19 protein-coding genes and 1 pseudogene are annotated in these 19403 nt (G+C 61.9%); 8 read left to right on the top strand and 12 right to left on the bottom strand.

Annotated features, from left to right (window positions below; translation table 11 throughout):
- The first annotated feature begins 18 nt into the window (after window positions 1-18).
- Together NL154_RS04590 and NL154_RS04585 are read left to right on the top strand one after the other, a co-directional pair.
- Window positions 19-747 (top strand): SDR family oxidoreductase, encoded by a 729-nt coding sequence (locus NL154_RS04590; RefSeq protein ID WP_434733663.1) that lies wholly within the window; start codon window positions 19-21, stop codon window positions 745-747.
- A gap of 22 nt (window positions 748-769) precedes the next feature.
- Window positions 770-1498 (top strand): SDR family oxidoreductase, encoded by a 729-nt coding sequence (locus NL154_RS04585; protein ID WP_210628648.1) that lies wholly within the window; start codon window positions 770-772, stop codon window positions 1496-1498.
- 181 nt (window positions 1499-1679) lie between these two features.
- Here the strand turns inward: NL154_RS04585 and NL154_RS04580 are convergent, their stop codons facing one another.
- Window positions 1680-2027 (bottom strand): YciI family protein, encoded by a 348-nt coding sequence (locus tag NL154_RS04580; protein WP_221146847.1) that lies wholly within the window; start codon window positions 2025-2027, stop codon window positions 1680-1682.
- A gap of 215 nt (window positions 2028-2242) precedes the next feature.
- The gene (locus NL154_RS04575) at window positions 2243-2422 is read right to left on the bottom strand and encodes a DUF1127 domain-containing protein (protein WP_405048793.1); all 180 of its coding nucleotides are present in this window, start codon (window positions 2420-2422) and stop codon (window positions 2243-2245) included.
- Between the two features lie 661 nt (window positions 2423-3083).
- On the opposite strand from NL154_RS04575, the gene NL154_RS04570 reads away from it, so the two are divergent.
- The 3 genes from NL154_RS04570 to tam all read left to right on the top strand — a co-directional run bounded on the left by NL154_RS04570 (window position 3084) and on the right by tam (window position 6079).
- Window positions 3084-3545, top strand: coding sequence for a cupin domain-containing protein (locus NL154_RS04570; RefSeq protein ID WP_210628651.1), 462 nt, complete (start codon window positions 3084-3086; stop codon window positions 3543-3545).
- A gap of 408 nt (window positions 3546-3953) precedes the next feature.
- Complete coding sequence (locus NL154_RS04565) at window positions 3954-5234, top strand: hemolysin family protein (RefSeq protein WP_210628652.1); 1281 nt, start codon at window positions 3954-3956, stop codon at window positions 5232-5234.
- Window positions 5235-5308: 74 nt separating this feature from the next.
- Window positions 5309-6079 carry a trans-aconitate 2-methyltransferase gene (tam, locus tag NL154_RS04560; RefSeq protein ID WP_434733662.1) on the top strand — a complete coding sequence of 257 codons (771 nt, stop codon included), beginning with the start codon at window positions 5309-5311 and terminating at the stop codon, window positions 6077-6079.
- Window positions 6080-6204: 125 nt separating this feature from the next.
- On the opposite strand, the gene NL154_RS04555 is transcribed toward tam, so the two are convergent.
- The 7 genes and pseudogenes from NL154_RS04555 to speB all read right to left on the bottom strand — a co-directional run bounded on the left by NL154_RS04555 (window position 6205) and on the right by speB (window position 13502).
- Window positions 6205-7224 carry an Ldh family oxidoreductase gene (locus NL154_RS04555; protein ID WP_405047665.1) on the bottom strand — a complete coding sequence of 340 codons (1020 nt, stop codon included), beginning with the start codon at window positions 7222-7224 and terminating at the stop codon, window positions 6205-6207.
- 14 nt (window positions 7225-7238) lie between these two features.
- Window positions 7239-8368 (bottom strand): annotated as a pseudogene (locus NL154_RS04550) (alpha-hydroxy acid oxidase).
- A 141-nt stretch (window positions 8369-8509) separates the two neighbouring features.
- A complete protein-coding gene (locus NL154_RS04545) occupies window positions 8510-9307 on the bottom strand; it encodes an ABC transporter permease (protein ID WP_210628656.1) in 798 nt (265 codons plus the stop codon).
- The gene (locus NL154_RS04540; RefSeq protein WP_210628657.1) at window positions 9304-10161 is read right to left on the bottom strand and encodes an ABC transporter permease; all 858 of its coding nucleotides are present in this window, start codon (window positions 10159-10161) and stop codon (window positions 9304-9306) included. The genes NL154_RS04545 and NL154_RS04540 overlap by 4 nt, the downstream gene beginning before the upstream one ends.
- The gene (locus NL154_RS04535; RefSeq protein ID WP_210628658.1) at window positions 10158-11192 is read right to left on the bottom strand and encodes an ABC transporter ATP-binding protein; all 1035 of its coding nucleotides are present in this window, start codon (window positions 11190-11192) and stop codon (window positions 10158-10160) included. Before NL154_RS04535 ends, NL154_RS04540 begins: the two co-directional genes overlap by 4 nt.
- A 60-nt stretch (window positions 11193-11252) precedes the next feature.
- Complete coding sequence (locus tag NL154_RS04530) at window positions 11253-12335, bottom strand: ABC transporter substrate-binding protein (RefSeq protein ID WP_210628659.1); 1083 nt, start codon at window positions 12333-12335, stop codon at window positions 11253-11255.
- 108 nt (window positions 12336-12443) lie between these two features.
- Window positions 12444-13502, bottom strand: coding sequence for an agmatinase (gene speB / locus NL154_RS04525; RefSeq protein WP_221146841.1), 1059 nt, complete (start codon window positions 13500-13502; stop codon window positions 12444-12446).
- A gap of 172 nt (window positions 13503-13674) precedes the next feature.
- Here speB and NL154_RS04520 point away from each other — a divergent pair, with 172 nt between their 5' ends.
- Together NL154_RS04520 and zwf are read left to right on the top strand one after the other, a co-directional pair.
- A complete protein-coding gene (locus NL154_RS04520; RefSeq protein WP_210628661.1) occupies window positions 13675-14553 on the top strand; it encodes a LysR substrate-binding domain-containing protein in 879 nt (292 codons plus the stop codon).
- 171 nt (window positions 14554-14724) lie between these two features.
- On the top strand, window positions 14725-16242 hold the full coding sequence (zwf, locus tag NL154_RS04515) for a glucose-6-phosphate dehydrogenase (RefSeq protein ID WP_434733661.1): 1518 nt from the start codon (window positions 14725-14727) through the stop codon (window positions 16240-16242).
- Between the two features lie 12 nt (window positions 16243-16254).
- Here the strand turns inward: zwf and NL154_RS04510 are convergent, their stop codons facing one another.
- From NL154_RS04510 to NL154_RS04500, 3 genes are all read right to left on the bottom strand, one after another.
- Entirely contained in the window at window positions 16255-16572 is a 318-nt protein-coding gene (locus NL154_RS04510; RefSeq protein WP_221158115.1) for a hypothetical protein, read from the bottom strand.
- 120 nt (window positions 16573-16692) lie between these two features.
- Entirely contained in the window at window positions 16693-17148 is a 456-nt protein-coding gene (locus tag NL154_RS04505) for an NUDIX hydrolase (RefSeq protein ID WP_210628664.1), read from the bottom strand.
- Between the two features lie 76 nt (window positions 17149-17224).
- The gene (locus NL154_RS04500) at window positions 17225-17617 is read right to left on the bottom strand and encodes a DUF937 domain-containing protein (protein WP_088395347.1); all 393 of its coding nucleotides are present in this window, start codon (window positions 17615-17617) and stop codon (window positions 17225-17227) included.
- A 203-nt stretch (window positions 17618-17820) separates the two neighbouring features.
- Between NL154_RS04500 and NL154_RS04495 the strand changes: the two genes are divergently transcribed.
- Window positions 17821-19377 carry a helicase HerA-like C-terminal domain-containing protein gene (locus NL154_RS04495; RefSeq protein ID WP_210628666.1) on the top strand — a complete coding sequence of 519 codons (1557 nt, stop codon included), beginning with the start codon at window positions 17821-17823 and terminating at the stop codon, window positions 19375-19377.
- Window positions 19378-19403: the final 26 nt, after the last annotated feature.

Genomic DNA, 19403 nt, shown 5'->3' with positions numbered 1-19403 from the left:
GCATCGGAAGGATCAACCATGTCGGACTTTACAGGAAAAACGGTCATCATCACCGGTGCCGGCAAGGGTATCGGTCGCGCCTGCGTTGAACTGCTCACCCACCGCGGCGCCCGAATCGTCGCCTTGTCGCGTACGCAGGCCGATCTGGATGATCTTGCGGCAAAGTTCGGCGCGACGGTAATATCGGTCAATCTCGCCGACAATGCAGCAGCGCGCGCCGCCATGAAGAAGGCGGGACTGGCAGACGCGCTGATCAATTGCGCGGGAACCAACGTGCTTGAAAGCGTCATCGATATGACGGAGGAGGGCTATGAGCAGGTCCTCGGCATCAACCTGCGGGCCGCGCTGATTTGTGCGCAGGAGTTCGCGCGGGCTCGCATTTCGAACGGCGGCGGCGGTACGATCGTGAATGTGACCTCGATCGCCGGACATCGTGGTTTCGTGGATCACGTGGCTTACGCCGCTTCAAAGGCGGGACTGGAAGGCGCGACACGTGTCATGGCCAAGGAACTCGGCGCCTATGGAATCCGGGTCAATGCAGTGGCGCCTACGGTTACCATGACGGAGCTTGCGGCGAAGGCGTGGTCCGAGCCTTCCAAACGTAACCCGATGATTGTTCGCCACCCGATGGGGCGCTTTGCGAAGGTCGACGATGTCGCACGCTCGATCGCCCTGCTTATTTCAGAGGACGCAGTCATGATCAGTGGCGCAGTCCTGCCAGTCGATGGCGGCTTCCTTGCTGTCTGAAAACCAAGAGCGAGACAAGACGATGACTAAATCACTCGAAGGAAAGATCGCTGCGGTAACCGGCGCAGCTTCCGGTATCGGGCTGGCGACGACCCGTGCCCTGGTCGACGCCGGCGCCAAGGTCGTGATGGTGGACTACAACAGACAGGCGCTGGAAACATACGCTGCCGAGTTCGGCGACGCCGTAGTCATGCAGGTCACCGATCTTCTGGACGCCGCAAGTTGCGCGGCCATGGTGCCGGAAATCCTGGCAAAGGTCGATCATCTCGACATCCTGCACTGCAATGCAGGGTCCTACATTGGCGGGGATCTTATCGATACCGATACCGCGACAATTGATCGGATGCTGAATCTCAACGTGAACGCCGTCATGAAGAACGTCCGCGACATCGCTCCGCATATGATCGAGCGCGGGACCGGGGACATTTTGGTGACTTGCTCCGTAGCCGGCCATGCGCCGATCCAGTGGGAGCCGGTTTATTCCAGCTCCAAATGGGCGATTACCAGTTTCGTCCAGATCATGCGCCGGCAGTTGAAGAACCACGGCATCAGGGTCAGCCAGGTCTCGCCCGGCCCGGTCGTTTCCGCTCTGCTGGCCGATTGGCCCGCGGAAAACCTCGAGAAGGCAAAAGCCAGTGGGAGTCTTATCGAGCCCTCAGAGGTCTCCGATGCCATCATCTTCATGCTGACCCGCCCGCGAAACGTCACGATCCGGGACATGATTGTCTTGCCGACAAATTTCGACGTGTAGGTATAGCTGCAGTGTTTTCCTCCGCTGACGTCATGTTGCTCTCGATTACCTGAGTGATCTCCACCCGGCTCTTCAGGGCGTGTCTCGTCAATAGCGTGAACAATCCGGCGAAAAGGATTCTTGTGACCCTAATCAGAACGTCGAGCGCATGGCCGACGGCATTAGCCGGGACACCTCAAATCTAAAAGCCGGCGGTCTCGCGCACCTCGATCGCCCCCATCCGAGCTAGCGGGTCCCGCACCGCGATCTCCATTACCTCCGCAATGTTCTTCGCTTCGATGAGCAGGAAGCCACCCAGATGCTCCTTGGTCTCTGCGAAGGGCCCGTCGGTCCAACTTGCCTTGCCGGCCCGAACCCGCAATGTCTTTGCGGTCTTTGGGTCGGCAAGAGCATTGGAGGCGATATAGTGGCCTGATCGTCGGAGTTCTTCATTGGAAGCCAAGGACTCCCGGTCGATCTCGGCCCATTCCTCCTTGCTGGCGGCATCAGCAAGTGTTTGATCGATGTAGAAGAGACAAAGGTAGCGCATCGGTTCCTCCATGGTGCTGCCGATCTGGTCGCATTTGGATACCGCGAATCGACAAAGAGCAAAAAAATGCTGCCAGTTGCGCTTTCCGGTGAGAGCGGCTTGCTGCTCTGCGTGACCGGTGCCTCACAGTGCCGAAGAAGAGGATACATGAGAACGGCCGCATGCCGTCTCGCCGGCACTTTCACGCGCCGACTACCGGAAGAGGGGCGACGGCGTCAGACATCGTGGACGGATTCTGGTTCCAGCACTCTGATCGTCTGGGTGGAGAGGTCATTCTCCGATCTTTCCAGTGGAGACTCTGGGGGCGCCAATCCGATGTCACGGAGCAGCCGAGAGTCAAACCGCGAGAGTTCGCTCAAGCTCCGACGGTACCTTCGCTGATGTTCCAGCAGCATCCAAACGGCTTGCAAAGTGCCCACCGCACTGAAGCGCGGCGACTGTAGTTCGACTTGCTCGGAATACGTAGTGGCAGCCATACTTGTCTCTCCTTTGACTGGCTCACGGCGCTCCGTCTTAATCGAACAGGATCGGCCGAAATCGACACGCTGGGTCAGGAGCTTGATCCGAGCGGGCGACAAGACGGTGTGCGGGCGTGGCTTGATGAGTGATACGATCTTGAGGGAAGGCGCCGGCCGACCGGCAGGACTTTGTGAAGGTGCTTTTCATCATGAAGGCAGCGGGCTTACTCACGGTGGGTTTTGTCGAAACTTCACGCCAAACGATATTCCGGCTGGCCTCACCATCGAGGGCGCTGCCTTAGAAGCAATGACATTGCTGGATTGGCCCAATTACATGATGAGCCCTTGCACGTGCTCGACGAGCCGGCCGAGCCCGTGTCATTTTCACGCAGGCCGCCCTGGATCGGGGACCTTGCGGAAAGGGCTCGCCGCACCGATATCGGCCGCGACGCTTCATCAGGTCCATCCCGTGCCGAAGCCATCCAGCGATCTTGCCCCCTGCAACAGAAGCGGTTGTCAAAGGCGGCGCAAAGGTCTAACGGCTGCGCCGGCAAGAAGGCGCCTGCAAGAAAAGCCTCGTCAAGAAGAAGAAAGAGACATGATGTCCAACTCGTTTGTGAAATTACCTGCCGAAAACACGAAGCGATATTTCGTGCTCGGCGACCGGATCGAGCGGCGGCTTCGGCTCCGCGGAACCTGGTTCAACATTTTCGACGTCACCGTGCCATCAGGCAGCCGGACGCCTAGACATGCGCATGCAAGCCCGGAAGTCTTCCGCATTCTCGAGGGCCGTTTGACGATCTGGCGGCTGACCGACAGCGGCCCTGAAGAGATCGAAGCAGGTGCTGGCGACATCGTCACGATTCCGCCTTTCGTGGTGCACGGCTATGCCAACCGCGGGACCGTCCCCGCAGTCTTTTCGGCCATCGTCGATCGGGAGATGGCTGAGTTCATCGAAGCGGAAGGCACGAGCGAGCCGCTGAAGGCCCCCTCGCCTGAGACCATCGCCCGGATGACGGCCACTGCCAATGCTTATGGGATCACCATTCTGGCGGCGTGACATTCGCGCGCGTGATGCCGGAGCGTTCGGCTCGGCATCACGCATGAATGCGAATTTCCCTGAAACTCCCAGCAAGAAGGCATCCTTGTCGCCGTTTTTCGAAACTGTCACATCAAGGCGCTATAAGGAATTCGCCCAGCGCCTCTTGCGCCGGGCCTGTTTCACCGCCAAAATTGCGCCATGCCTGATAGCGACCCATCCAGTACACGCTCCGCCCGCTCAAACCGGAAAGCCGCCGCAGAAGATGCTGGCGCCTGTCGTAGAGAGTGTGACGAAGTCTGCCTGGCCTTGCATCCAGCCGAGCTCACAGAAAGCTTTGCCGATGGGTGATGCGCATATATAGCGTCTCTGCGAAGCTTCCGCCGCCTCGCCTTATGCGGCATCAAAACCTCAACGAATAGGGTCCCTGTGTTTCTGGAAATTGGAATTGTGGCGTTTCTCACCATCTTGAATGGTGTGCTCGCCATGTCTGAGCTCGCCGTCGTGTCTTCTCGAACGGCCCGCCTGAAGGTTCTCTCCGAAAATGGGAGCAAAGGTGCAGCTCAAGCCATCAAACTTGCCGAAAACCCCGGTCGCTTTCTCTCCACGGTTCAGATCGGCATCACGCTTGTCGGTGTTCTCTCCGGCGCTTTCTCAGGCGCAACACTCGGCGGTCGCCTGACGACATGGCTGGAGGCGCAGGGGATGTCATCGACGGCTGCCGACGCCATCGGCGTCGGTTTTGTCGTCGTGGCGATCACCTATCTTTCCCTGATCGTCGGCGAACTTGTTCCAAAGCAGATCGCATTGCGGGAACCCGAAGCGGTTGCGGCGAGGGTCGCACCCGCCATGGCGCTGCTTTCAAAGATTGCGCTGCCTCTCGTCTGGCTTCTGAACGCCTCGGGAAATCTTGTGCTCAAGCTGCTGGGCCAGACAGGAAAAGTGGGCGACAACGTCTCTGACGAAGAGATCAAGACGGTTCTGGCCGAGGCGCAATCGGCGGGCGTCATCGAAAGCGAGGAGTCCGCGATGATCTCGGGCGTCATGCGGCTGGCGGACCGCACCGCCCGGGCGCTGATGACGCCGCGACGGGACGTCGAAATTATCGATATCGACGACAGCCTCGATGAAATCCGGGCGCAGCTGCACCGGACGAAGCGGTCTCGATTGCCGGTTCGCAAAGGCAGTTCGGACGAGGTGATCGGCATCCTTCCGGTGAAGGACTTCTACGATTCGATGTCCGAACACGGCAGCGCCGATATCAAGGCTCTGACGCAGGACGTCCCGGTCGTTTCAGACCTTGCAACCGCGACCAGCGTGATTGAGGCGATCAGGAAATCGCCTGTTCACATGGTGCTGGTGTTTGACGAATACGGCCATTTCGAAGGGATTGTCTCGTCCGGCGACATTCTGGAAGCGATCATGGGCGCGCTCCAGGAGGGGCCGGTCGAGGAGCAGGCGATCGCTCGCCGAGACGATGGTTCCTATCTCGTCTCCGGCTGGGCGCCGATCGATGAATTCGCCGAGTTCCTGAACCTCAAGCTCGACGACGATCTCGAATATCAGACCGTGGCCGGCCTGGTGTTGGAGGAGCTGAAACATCTGCCGGAATTGGGGGAGAGCTTCACAAGGGATGGGTGGCGCTTCGAGGTCGTCGATCTCGACGGCAGGCGCGTGGACAAGATCCTTGTGTCTGAAGTTCGCGACTGAGTTCGACGGGCGCAACAACGACACGATTCGCATCCGCCACAGGAAGACGTGGCCCGACATCAGGAGGTATCGCCATGGCATGGTCCGCCAGCCAGTATGTGAAGTTCGAGGACGAGCGCACGCGGCCGGCGCGCGATCTTCTGGCGCAGGTGCCGCTGCAGAACCTTCGCCGCGCCGTCGACCTCGGCTGCGGGCCGGGCAATTCGACCGAACTCATCATCAAGCGTTATGGGGCTGCCGGCGTCTCCGGCCTCGACAGCGACATCAACATGCTGGAGACGGCCCGCAAGCGGCTTCCCGGCACCGCCTTCGTCGAGGCGGATCTTGGCAGCTGGCAGCCGACGGAGCCCGCCGACCTGCTCTTTGCCAATGCCGTCTTCCAGTGGCTGCCCGATCACCTCGACATTTTCGAGCGGCTGATGGACGGGCTTGCCGAAGGCGGCGTTCTTGCCGTGCAGATGCCCGACAATCTCGGTGAACCCTCACATCTGGCGATGGAAGAAACTGCCCATGGCGGCCCCTGGAAAGTTGCATTCGAGGCAAAGAGCGTGCGCCGCAGGCCCCTGCCCGCGCCGTCGGCCTATTACAACAGGCTGATCGCCAAGGCCTCGCGCGTCGATATCTGGCACACCATCTACAATCACCCGATGGCCGATGCGGCAGCGATCGTCGAATGGGTCAAGGGAACCGGGTTGATGCCCTATCTCGCCCGTGCCGGCGCAGAGCATCGCGAGGCATTCCTCGCCGATTACCTCGCGCGGGTCGAACAGACCCATCCTAAGCTGGCGGACGGGCGGGTGCTGCTCAGATTTCCGCGGCTTTTCATTGTGGCGGTGAAGAAATGACCGGCTGCGCCCGGCATGCTCTTCGCACTCTTGCGCTCACAGTCCGCAGGGATTGCACATGAGGTTCCGACGTCGGTGGATCTGTTGTTGCCCCGAAACCGCTGCACATTTCCGAACGACGTGCTTTATTTAACGGCGGCCAGTCCGCCAGCCAGCAGCGCGTCCAGTTGGGCGAGTTCGGCTGCAGTCAGGCTGATCCCTTCAGCTTCCGATTTCATGCGCGCGGCGAAGCGGCGCTGCGATGGCAGCCGAGCGCCTTGTCCGACGATCGTTTCGAAGAGGATTTCGGCGCGCGCGAACGGATCGCCGGGGCGGCCCCTGGCGAAGGTTTCGGGTGACATTGCAATGATCAGTTCGCCATGGAACGGCGCCAAGGTCGTCGTTCCGAGATAGTCTAGAACCTCGGGGCTGGTAAGATCGCCGATCATGATGCCGGCGAGCAGCTCTATCATGGTGGCGATGGCGGACCCCTTGTGGCCGCCAAAAGGCATCATTGCGCCTTCGAGCGCGGCAACCGGGTCAGTGGTGGGATTGCCGGCAGCGTCGATCGCCCAACCTTCCGGCAGTTGCTTGCCAGCGCGGCGGTGCAGTTCAATCTCACCGCGCGCCGCCACCGACGTGGCAAAATCGAACACGTAGGGCGGTTGGTCTTTGCGAGGCCAGCCGAAGGCGAATGGATTGGTGCCGAGCAGAGGCTTGCTGCCTCCGGATGGGGCAACCGTCGCATAGCTCGGGCACATCACCAATGCTGCAAGGCCGTGCGCGGTCAGTGCCTCGACCTCGGGCCACAGGGCCGAGAAGTGCGAGCAATCGTTGATGACCATGGCGGCGATACCAAGCCGCCTGGCGCGTTCCGCGAGTACGGGTACGCCAAGTTCAAACGCCGCACTGGCGAAACCGCCCTGCGCGTCGACCCTGACGATCGCGCTGCCGTCATCCCGCGCAAGGACAGGAGCGGCATCGGGCTTCACCTTGCCCGCCTTCACCGTGCGCAACGCCCCCTCGATGCGGTAAATTCCGTGCGATTTGCAGGCATCGCGCTCGCCGGCCACGATGACATGGCCCAAAGCCGCCGCCTGCACCTTGTTCAATCCTGCGCGCTCGAAGATCGCAACGATTCGATTTTGCAGGGCTTCGATGCTCATCGTAACGGCTTCAGTCACGCAATTCTCCATCCGAGATCAAGTTCTTTCGCCGCCCTGCCTTTCGGCCGCCACCGGCTCGATGGCAAGTCTTCGACCGTCCTGCAGCCCAGTTGCGCCATCGTTGCCGTCAGTTCGGCTTTCAGGACGTTCATCAAATGATCGCCGCCGCGACGCCCGATGGCGGCGGAAGCAAACAGGAATGGGCGGCCGATCAGGACAAAATCGGCGGCGAGCGCCAGCATCCGGGCGATATCGGGGCCGGAGCGCACGCCGCCGTCTGCGAGCAGCAGGGTCTTGGGGCCAAGTCGTGCGCGGATTTCACCGATGACCTCCGCCGCAGACGGCGCGGCGTCGAGCTGCCGTCCCCCATGATTTGAGAGGATCAGACCATCGCCGCCCAAGGACATATATTCCTCCGCTTCTTCGGGGTGAAGCACACCCTTGACCAGGATCTTGCCTGCCACGCGTCTCGGATTTTCTTGAAGCGCTCGCGGGTGACGTGACCCGTCATCACCCTGCCGACAAATTGGGCCGCTGCGGCAAGGCTCGAGCCCTTCGGGTAGTAAGGCGAGAGATTGGCGAAGTCGGGAACCCCGTTTTGCAGAATGCCCATTGCCCATGACGGCCGCATCGCCACCTGCGTGATCGTTGATAAGTCAAAGTCCGGCGGAATGGTCAAACCATTGCGGATGTCGCGCTCGCGCCGGGCGGACGCTGGAATGTCGACAGTCACGACAAGAACGTCGTAGCCCGCTCTGCGCGCCCGATCCACCACGTCGTCTTCCATGGCGGGATCGTTCGGTGGATAGAACTGGAACCAAGTGTGATGACCGCCTGCAGGACGGATCGTCTCAAGCGAGGTGTTGGCGAAAGTGCTCAGGATATAGGGAAGGTTATGCTGCCTGGCAGCCTGTGCGAGCGGCAGCTCGGACCCGGGCCACAGGAGGCCGGCCAGCCCAAGCGGCGCGACGGCAAATGGCGCGTCGAAACGATGGCCGAACAGGCTTGCGCCAGTATCGGGCTCGTCGGCGTCGGCGAGGTAGCTCGGCATAAGCACCACCTCTTCCAGGGCCGCCAGATTGCGCCGCACGGAAGCTTCGCGCCCGAGTCCGCCGACGAGGTAGTCCCAGGCGAAACGCGGCATGCGTCTTTGCGCGGCCTTTTTCATGTCGGCGACGCAGGGAAAACGTCGTTCTAGCGCTAGGTCCATCTCGGGTGCTTCGATGTTCAGGAGGAAGGGACGGCTGATCGTCCTGGCGTTCCCTGGCGGGACTGGTTGCTTCGATCAGGGTTCGTTGGAGGTCATGGCGCCAAGCAGTTTCGGCAGGTCGCCGAAGCGCGCGACGAGGCTGAAGACAATCGCTGCCGTCGCCACGAACAGGATCGTCACCGCCGCCATGGTCGGCGTGTAGCCGTAACGCAGCGAATTGAAGATCTTGATCGGCAGCGTTTCCAGCGTGAAGCCGACCGTCATGTAGGCAACGATGTATTCGTTAAGCGACAGAACAAAGGCAAACGCGTAGCCCGATACGATGTACGGCGAGATCAGTGGCAGAACGACGGTTCGGAACACCGTGCGGTCGTCGCCTCCCAGGGTCGAGGCGGCCTCTACCAGCGAGCGGTCGATCGCCGAAAAGCCGAGCGAAATGGTCACCAGCGGCAGCGTGACGAAGAAGATGGCGTGGCCGATCATCGCCGTCCAGGGTTGCCCGTAGAATCCGGTCGTGGCCCAGAAAGTCAGCAGGCCGAGCGCTGTGATGACCGGTGGCAAGGTAAAGGGCGCCACGCCGAGCAACTGGAAGATATTGGCCCAGGGCGCGTAGCGGCGCCAGAGGAACCAGGCGAGCGGCAGGGCGATCAGCACTGCCAGCGCCGCCGACGAGAGCGCCAGCAGAAGCGACGCGATCAGCGCATTGCGCCATTCCATGTCGAGAAATATCTGACCGTACCAGCCGAGCGAGAAACCTTGCGGCGGGAAGGTGAGGCTCTGCCTTGCGTTGACCGAGACGCCGGCGACGACGATCAGCGGCAAAGCGAGAAACAGTCCGACAATCACGAAAAGAACGTTGCGGAGAATGGTCATTTGCTCGCCCCTCCGTGGCGGCCAACGAGCAAGGTGAGCGCTACAAGGGCCAGTGTGACCAACACCAGGAAAACCGCCATGGCAGCCGCGAAAGGCATATTCGATTGATAGATCGCCTGGTCGGTAATGTGCACGGAAAGCGTCCAGTGCTGCGGGCGGCCGAGCAGTTGCGGCAACAGATAGGATCCGAGCGCGAAAATGAAGACCATGATCAGCGTGGCGACGATCGTATCGCGCAGCGCTGGCACGACAACCGTGAAGAAGGCCTTGACCGGCGAAGCGCCGAGCGTGCGCGCGGCCTCCGAAAGCGTCGGATCAAGCCGCACCAGCGCGGGGTAGAGGACCAGAACCGTGTAGGGGAAGGCCTGATAGACCATGCCTGTGACAACGGCCCCGATGCTCGGCGTCAGGGCGACGGCCTGCTGCATGAGGCCGAGCCATACAAACAGGTTGGTGATGCCGGCCGTGCGCGAAAACAGCGTCGACCAGGCGAAACCGATGATGACCTCAGACAGGGACAGGATCGAAAGAAGTGCGACCAACCAGGCCACCTGGGTGCTCCGCTTCATGCGGATCAGCAGATATGTGAAAGGCAGGGCCAGAACGACACAGGTCGCGGCCACCGCGACCGCGAGGAGCAGGGAAAAGCTGAGCACTCCGCCGAAGAAGGCTGAGAGGAAGCGGACATAATTGTCGAAGACGAAATCCGGCGTGTAGAAGCCGCCCTGCTGGCGTTTGAAGAAGCTGACGGAAATCATCGTGCCGAAAGGCACGACGAAGAAGACGATCAGCATGATCGCCGGGAAGGCTAGCGGGGCATAATCGCCAAGCGTCTGCGGGGCTTCGCGTCTCATTGCTCGAGCACCACACAGTCCCTGTCGGTGAGCGCAATGCCCACCGTCTGGCCCACCGCCACGTCAGGGCGCTCGCGCGGCGTCGAGACCGCAATGAACTGCTGACCGCCGACATTGACAAAGGTTTCGACGACGCCGCCGAGATCGCGCACAAAGGTGACCTCGCCCGTCAGTGCGCCGGCCTCGGGCGGGCCCAGGCGCACGTCTTCCGGCCGGATCGAGAGTGTGGCGCGCTCGATCCCTGCCGACAGCGACAGGGCCGCGACCGGCTGCCCCAATATGCTGACCGCGCCGCCCTCCCGCCTGGCCTCGACCAGGTTTGTCTGGCCAATGAAATCCGCGACGAAGCTGTCTGCCGGTCTACGATAAATCTCGGTCGGCGACGCTGCCTGGCGGATCTGACCGCCGTTCATGACCACAACCGTATCGGCCATGGTCATCGCCTCGCGCTGGTCATGCGTGACGGCGATCGTGGTGATGCCGAGCCTCTGATGAAGCTGGCGAAGCTCCACCTGCATGGCTTCGCGCAGCTTCGCATCAAGCGCCGACAGCGGCTCGTCGAGCAGAAAGAGTTTCGGAGAAATCGCCAGTGCCCTTGCGATTGCGACGCGCTGCCGCTGGCCACCGGAAAGTTTCGACACGGCGCGATCAGCGTAGCCCGGCAAATAGATCATCGCCAACAGCTCTTCGACGCGCTTCGCCTGTTCGTCTTTCGGACGGCCGCGAATGCGCAGTGGATAGGCGATATTCTCGCCAACCGTCAGGTGCGGGAACAGCGCCAGCGACTGGAACACCATGCCAAGCTCGCGCTGGTGCGTCGGCGTCCTGGTGATGTCTTTCCCGTTGAGCGTGATGCGGCCCGAGGTCGGCAGATCGAGACCTGCTATCATGCGCAGCAAGGTCGTCTTGCCGCAGCCGGAGGGGCCGAGCAGACAGACGAATGCCCCGTGCGGCACCGTCAGGTCGACATTGTCGACGGCGCGAATGACGCTGAAGTCCTTGACGATATTCTGAAGCGTGAGTCCCGACATATGCCTCTTCCCAACTGAAAGGCAGGCCTGCGAACGAGGCCTGCGAAAGCACGATTAGTCTCAGCTGGCGATCATTTCCGTCCACTTCTCATTCAGCCAGTCGGCCTTGGAGGTGTACATGTCGTAGTGCGGGATGATCGGTTCGATGTCGGAGGAAACCGCCGCAAATTCCTTCTCGTTCAGGTCGGTCGTTTCGCGCTTGACCGTTGGCGACGTGCCAACCTTGCGTGACAGCACGGCTTGGATGGACGGCTGGCACATATAGTCGATGAAGATATGGGCCTCTTCCGTCTTTTGCGACGCCTTCGACAGCGCCCACGAGCCTGCGTCCTGAATGCCGCCCTCTTTCGGGAAGGTCGAGCGAACGGGCTGGCCGTCCGCGGCGGCGAGGCCGGTCACGTCGTGGTAATATTGTCCCATCGGGATCTCACCCGACTTCAGCGCCTGCTCGAACTGCGCTTCGTCGCGATACCACAGGCGGACATTCGGCTTCAGCTCGGCCAGCTTGGCGAACACCTTGAGGATGTTCTCCTCAGTGTCGAGCGCCTGGGCGCCGCCGAAATAGGTCTTTGCCGTCACGTCGAGCAGGAAGGAGTTGGAGACGAGCGCCAGCAGGCCGAGCTTGTCGGCATTGGCCGGGTCCCAAAGCGCTGTCCAGCTGGCCGGCGCTTCCTTGTAAACATCGGTGTTGGTGACCAGGGTGATGAACCATGAGACCGCGCCGATGCCGGCGACGCGGCCATCCGGGTATTTGTTGATGAAGCGCTCGAGCAGGTTGCTGGAATTCTTGATCTTGGCGAGGTCGAGCGGAGCCCAGAGCTCTATGGCCTGACCCTTGCGCATCGCCACCTGCGACATCATCGAAACGTCAGCCGGCGCCTGACCTGCTTGGGCTGCCTGCTGCATCTGCACCAGCCAGGCCTCGCCGGTCGGCTCTGCGACGGATTCGACCGCGATGCCGGTCGCCTTGGTGAACTCCGGAAAGATGTTCTTGTCGAACGAGTTCTTGAAGTAGCCGCCATAAACACCGACCTTCAGCGACTTGGCTTGAGCGCGCAGCACATTGGGCATCGCCAACATGGCTACACCAGCACCTATGCCGACACCGAGCACGGTGCGGCGGTTCATTGTCAACTTCGTCATGATCTTTCTCCTCAACGATGCGGCACCGCCGCTACCCTCTTTCAGTTTATTCGAGGCCTTTGCAGCCTTCTTGTCATTCCGGGCCGCCTTGAGCTGCGGCCAAGGCCATCAGGCGGCGCGGCGGATTGCCGGGCTGAACGCCATCAGGCTCAATATCTCGAACAGCATCTGCGCGCCGGCATGGGCCGTGTTGGTGGTGGCGTCATACTGCGGCGCGACCTCGACGACATCGCCGCCGACCAGGTTCACGCCCTTGAAGCCGCGGACAAGCTCCAGCGCCTCGCGGGTGGTGAAGCCGCCAATCTCCGGCGTGCCCGTGCCCGGCGCGAAAGACGGATCGAGGCTGTCGATGTCGAAGGAAAGATAGGTCGGCCCGTCGCCGATGATGGCCTTGGCCTTTTCGATGATCGCAGGGATGCCCATCGCCGAGATCTCCTCGGCATGGATCACCGTCATGCCCGAGGCATAAGAAAACTCCCAGAGATATTCGGCCGAGCCACGAATGCCGATCTGAATCACGCGCGTCGGATCGAGCACACCGTCCAGCACCGCGTTGCGGAATGGGCCGCCATGGTGAAATTTGGTCAGATCGTAAGCACCGCCGGTGTCGCAGTGGGCGTCAATATGAATCATGCCGACTGGCCGCTCCTTGCCGACGGCCCGCAGAATCGGATGGGTGATCGAGTGGTCGCCGCCTACCGAGAGTGGCAGCACGCCTGCCGCCACGATCTGCGCCACGCGTTTTTCGATATCCTCGTGCGACAATTCCAACCTGTACCGGCTCTGAAACGCCACGTCGCCAATGTCTGCCACGCGCAGTTCCTGAACCGGCGCGCAGCCCAGCACATGATTGTAGGGCCCGATCCGCTCTATGGCGCGCAGCGCCCGCGGCCCGAAGCGCGAGCCCGGGCGGTTCGTTACCCCCAGATCCATCGGCACGCCGAGGAGCGCCACCTGCAAGTCCCCGAAATCCGGGTTGTCGTTGTCGATCTGCATGAGCGGGGCGGAGAGGAATGTCGGAATGCCCGAATAGGGCGCAAGGCGGGTGCCGCTCTTGTTGAAGATCTTCTCGGCCACCCTGCGGAACTCAGGATCGTGCAACTCACCGCCGTGGCTGTCGCCATACCTGGTTCGGAGTTCGGAAAGCTTGGTTTCATTCCAGGACATGACGGCCATCCTAACGGTTACGATGCTGCGATCAGGGTAGCAGGTCGGTCCTCGGCTGCAGCTCTGCGGCAGGGGCCGATGGCTTCTTCCACTGATTGAACGGCAAGCTCACTGGAAAATCAATTGATATTAATATACGGTTTCATGCGAATTTTTCTCACAGGTTGTCGCCATGACCAGCCGTCTTCCGCCCCTCAACCCGCTACGCGCCTTCGAGGCCACTGCCCGCCATGGATCGGTTTCCGCCGCGGGCCGCGAATTGAATGTCACGCACGGTGCGATCAGCCATCAGATACGCACATTGGAGGAGTCGCTTGGCGTGCGCCTGTTCGAGCGCGGCGGCAAATGGCTGAAGCTGACAAGTCAGGGCGCGTTGTTGATGCCGGTCGTCTCCAATGCATTTTCGGATATCGCTGCAGCGAAGGCGGCGATGACCCGGCCCGCGACCGGCGGCACGCTGCGAGTGACTTGTGTTGCGGCAGTGCTGTCACTCTGGCTGATTCCGCGGCTACAGGAGTTCACCGATCAGTACCCCGACATCCTGCTTGACTTGCGCGCCTCGAACGATCCGAACAATCTGAGCTCCCCGAATGTCGACCTGTGCATTCTTTACGGCGGCGGCAACTGGCCCAATTATTGGTCGCGCCTCTGGAGCCGGATGGAGCTCTTCCCTGTCGTCAGCCCAGCCCTCATGAACCGGCGCCCGCTACGCTCCCTGCGCGATTTGCGTGACCATATGCTCCTGCACGCTGATCGCGGCAATGAGTGGAACACCTGGCTCACCGCGGCCGGGGTTGCGATGCCGGCACGCCAACACATGATGAGCGACGCGCGCCTGTCGATCGAGGCTGCCATACACGGTCATGGCATTGCGCTCGGCGATAACATCACCACCGCGCACATGATCGCGCGTGGCGAGCTGATCGCGCCGTTCGACCTTACGGTTCCGGCCAACGACGCGGTCTATGTGGCCTGCCGAACCGAAGCTCACGCAACGCCAATCGTCCGCGTCTTCATCGACTGGTTCTACGCTTCGCTCGCCCGCAACTGAGCATGCCTTGGGGCTGAGCGCCAACTGTAACATCGCCACACCTTTTGCATACGACCGGGCCACAGCACCTGCCCGCTCCAAATATTGTCAAATGCCTGTTACCCCTCGCCGCCCAGGTTGCGGCGAAACCGGCAGGCATTATAGTCGGCCGCAAAATCTCGGAGGTGAGACATGCACGCTGCCCCTACCCCGCCGGTCACCCTCGTCATCTTCGGCGCCACCGGCGATCTGACGCGCCGGCTCCTGGTGCCGGCGATCATCAACCTGACGCGTCAGCGCCTCGTCGGCGAGGATCTCAATATCCTCGGCATCGGCATCGAAACGGGTGACGACGAATTCCTGCGCGGCCGGCTCGATGCCTTCCTCGAGCATCTGAACGGCGAGGAGCAGACGGTTAAGGACGAGGCCTGGGAGAGCCTGCGCCGGCGGATTTCCTATATGTCGGGCGATTTCACCAAGGAGGATGTTTTCCTCGAGATCGGCAAGCGGCTGGGGCCGAACGCCAATGCCGCCTTCTATCAGGCGGTGCCGCCATCCTTCTTCGGCACGATCATCGAGAAGCTTGCCGCTCATGGGCTGACCGATGAAAGCGAGGGCGTCTTCCGCCGCGTGGCCATCGAGAAGCCGTTCGGGACCGATCTCGCCTCTGCCCGGGCGCTCAATGCGCAGATCCTCGCGCAGATCGACGAAAGCCAAGTTTACCGGCTCGATCATTTCCTCGGCAAGGAGACGGTGCAGAACCTGATGACGGCGCGTTTCGCCAACATGATCATCGAGTCCCTATGGAACAGTCGCTATATCGACCATGTGCAGATCACCGCCGCCGAGATCGTCGATGTCGGCAGCCGCGGCAAATTCTACGATGCCACGGGGGCGCTGCGCGACATGGTGCCGAACCATCTGTTCCAGCTCTTGGCGATGATCGCCATGGAGCCGCCGAACAGCTTCGATGCCGAGGCGATCCGCAACGAGAAGAGCAAGGTGCTGAAGGCGCTGCGCATCTATACGCCCGAGGAGGCAAAGACGCATGGCGTGCGCGGCGCCTATGCGGCTGGCCCGCTCAACGGCGTCGAGCTTCCGGCCTATCGCGACAGCAAGGACGTCTCACCCGACAGCCGGACCGAGACTTTCGTGGCACTGAAGCTCTATGCCGATACCTGGCGGTGGGCGGGTGTGCCCTTCTACCTCAGAACCGGCAAGGCAATGACGGCGCGCGACACCGAGATCGTCATCACCTTCCAGCCGGTGCCCTTCGCGCAGTTTCGCGAGACCGAGGTCGATCGCCGCCTGCCGCCCAACCGGCTGGTGATCCAGGTGCAGCCGGACGAGGGCATGAGCATGGAAATCTCGATCAAATCGCCGGGGCTTTCCGTCGATACGACGCCAGTGTCGCTCGACTTCCGCTATGCCGACAAGTTCGATATCGGCAAGACCACCGGTTATGAATCCCTGCTCTACGATCTCTTCATCGGCGACCAGACGCTATTCCAGCGCGCCGACGGCATTGAGGCCGGCTGGGCGGCGGTGCAGCCTTTCCTCGACGTCTGGAGCAAGGACCCGAGCACGCCCGAAGCTTACGCGCCGGGTAGCATGGGACCGGCCTGCGCCGACGCGCTCATCGAGCGCGACGGACGCAAATGGCATGAACTCGGCGTCATCCTGCACCGCGACGGCAAGAACAGCAAATAGAGCCTGCCTGGATCATTGACCTTGGCTGCAGGCGGGGCTGACGGAGGCGCCGCTATTGCCACCTTGCGTGGCAAGCGCTCCGCGGGCCTTGCGGGGCGGACAGCGCGCCCAGTCGACGCGACCGCTCGGAGCGCCGTTATCGACACTGCCGGTTTGGATCGAGTCGAGCGGGATGACCAGCCCGGTCTGCGGCTCGGCGCCCGGCGCGGTGCCGAGCGGCGGCGTGCCGTCAAAGCGGCCGCTGGCATCCATGCCCATGTTCGATTGGGCAAGAACCGGGCCGGAGAGGCTGAGGAGAGCGATCGACGTTGCTGCAATGAACCTGCGCATGATGCTGTTCCTTCTGATGTCGGCAATGCGGCAGAAACAGCCATTCTACGCCCCTTGTTCCCTATCGGGCAGGCCCGGGCGATCAAAGTTTGGCGAGCAGATTAAAAACCTCCCCAAGCCTCAATCACGCCAGGGCGACAGCACCCTCTCGAGGCCTGTCGGATAGAGATCGAGGCCGGCATCACGCAGCATGTCGCGGCCGAACCAGCGTGCCGTCGCCGCCGTCTCGTCCAGCTCGGAATAGCGGATTTCGTCACGATCGTAGAGGGCATTGTCGGCCAACTCGATATCGGCGGCGAAGATGAATTCGTGGCCGATTGCGCCATGGTGTTCGAAGATGTTTTCGAGAAGATGCCAGGGGCCGACGATGCGGATATCCGTCTCGAGCTCCTCCCGGATTTCGCGGTGCAGGGCTTGTTCGCGTGTCTCGCCGAATTCGATCGAGCCGCCGAGCGGGCGAACGCCCTTGATGCGGCCGCTGTCATCTTCCACTTCTGCAGCGAGCAACCGGTTCTCTCGCCAGGCAAGGCCGATCACTTTCACCCTGATCTGCTGCGGCGGGCGCCAGACGGTCATGCGGCTCTCCTTCGGGCGCGGACGAATAGAAAAGCCTCGCAGCGAATACGGCGAGGCTCCTATGTTCGGCCATCGCTCAGACGAACTGGCTGAGCCCCGGAACGGAAGCGACGACTTCGTCGACGACCTCTTCGCCGGCATATTGCTTGGCAATCGCGATGGTTTCCTTGGCGAGCGAGGTGATCTCGCCCATGCCGAGGCCCTCGCCCATCAGCTGCTGACCGAGACCCATGATGCCGCCGCCGCCGAGCGAGCTCATCAACCCTCCAAGCAGGCCGCCGCCGCCGGCGCCTGCGCCATTGAACTGGGCGACGAGATCGGCCCCGCCAGGAATCGCCTCGATCATCCGCGCCACCGGACCGTCGGCGGCCTCGCGCTGCAGGAAGCCGAGCATCATGCCGAGCGCCTTCTCCGCCTGTTCGGGGGAAATACCCACGCGATCGGCGATATCAGTCACAATTTCGTTCATCGTCAGCCTCCTGTTATTTTTTGACGTTAACGTCAACGTTATTCGAGAATCGACTGCAACTCAAGCCAGCGGTTTCGCTTCCCATGCAAACAGTTGTCCGCACCTGCCTGCCTGCTTATAACAGGGAAACGATGGTTCGATGAAGGCCGCGGACGCCGGACCTTCTCGACAAATGGCGGCAGCGCCGAAGGGAGCATTTGGGGATGATCGAGGACGGCAAGATTTTCATCGGCGCAAGCCGCAATCCCGACGACAGCATCAACAAGCCGGAATATCTTGACCTGAAATTCGGCAACCGCCACGGCCTCGTCACCGGCGCCACCGGCACCGGCAAGACGGTGACGCTGCAGGTGCTGGCGGAAGGCTTCTCCCGGGCCGGCGTGCCGGTCTTTGCGGCCGATATCAAGGGCGATCTTTCCGGCATCGGCGCCAGGGGAGAGCCGAAGGATTTCCTCACCAAGCGTGCCGAACAGATCGGTTTTGCCGATTATGAATTCGACCAGTTTCCGGTGATTTTCTGGGATCTGTTCGGGCTGAAGGGCCACCGGGTGCGCACCACCGTCGCCGAGATGGGCCCGCTGCTGCTCGCCCGGCTGATGGATGCCAGCGAGCCGCAGGAAGGCGTCATCAACATCGCCTTCAAGATCGCCGACCAGGCCGGGCTGCCGCTGCTCGATCTCAAGGATTTCACCTCACTGCTCAACTATATGGGCGAGAACGCCAGCGAGCTTTCCAGCCAGTACGGCCTAATCTCCAAAGCCTCGGTCGGCTCGATCCAGCGGGCGCTGCTGGTGCTCGAACAGCAGGGCGCGGAGCACTTCTTCGGCGAGCCGGCACTGAAGATTTCCGACATCATGCGCACCAGCAACAATGGCTACGGCCAGATCTCGGTGCTTGCCGCCGACAGACTGATGATGAATCCGCGGCTCTACGCCACCTTCCTGCTCTGGCTGCTGTCGGAGCTCTTCGAGGAACTGCCGGAGGTCGGCGATCCGGAAAAGCCGAGGCTCGTCTTCTTCTTCGACGAAGCGCATCTGCTCTTCAACGACGCGCCGAAGGTTCTCGTCGAACGCGTCGAGCAGGTGGTGCGGCTGATCCGCTCCAAAGGCGTCGGCGTCTATTTCGTGACGCAGAACCCGCTCGACGTGCCGGAAACAGTGCTTGCCCAGCTCGGCAACCGCGTCCAGCATGCGCTGCGCGCCTATTCGCCGCGTGAGCAGAAGGCGGTGAAGACGGCCGCCGACACCTTCCGCCCGAACCCGGCCTTCGATTGCGCCACCGTCATCACCACTCTCGGCACCGGCGAGGCGCTGGTCTCGACACTGGAGGCCAAAGGCGCGCCGTCCATCGTCGAGCGGACGCTGATCCGCCCCCCGTCGGGCCGCGTCGGCCCACTGAGCGATGGCGAACGCCAGCAGGTCATGGACAAGAGCCCGGTTCTCGGCGTCTATGACGAGGACGTGGACCGGGAATCCGCCTTCGAAATGCTGACGGCGCGCGCCAAAAAGGCGGCGGAAGCCGAGGCCGCCAAGCGAGCGCAGGAAGAAGCGGCAGAGCAGCCGGGCACGACTTCCGGCTGGAGCCTGCCGGGCTTCGGCGATGACGACAACCGCCAGGGCCGCGGCCAATCGCGCGGCAGGTCTTCCGGCTACCAGCGCGAAACGGTGGTGGAAGCGGCAATGAAGAGCGTCGCCCGCACGGTCGCCACCCAGGTCGGCCGGGCATTGGTGCGGGGGATCCTAGGGAGCTTGAAGCGGTAGGCGTTTTGCGCGGCGGCGCGCTTGAG

This window comes from Rhizobium sp. YTUHZ044 (genome assembly GCF_051123975.1).
Lineage (GTDB): Bacteria > Pseudomonadota > Alphaproteobacteria > Rhizobiales > Rhizobiaceae > Rhizobium.
The sequence above is the reverse complement of the archived record's forward strand: the minus strand, read 5'-3'. Positions and strand labels throughout refer to the sequence as shown.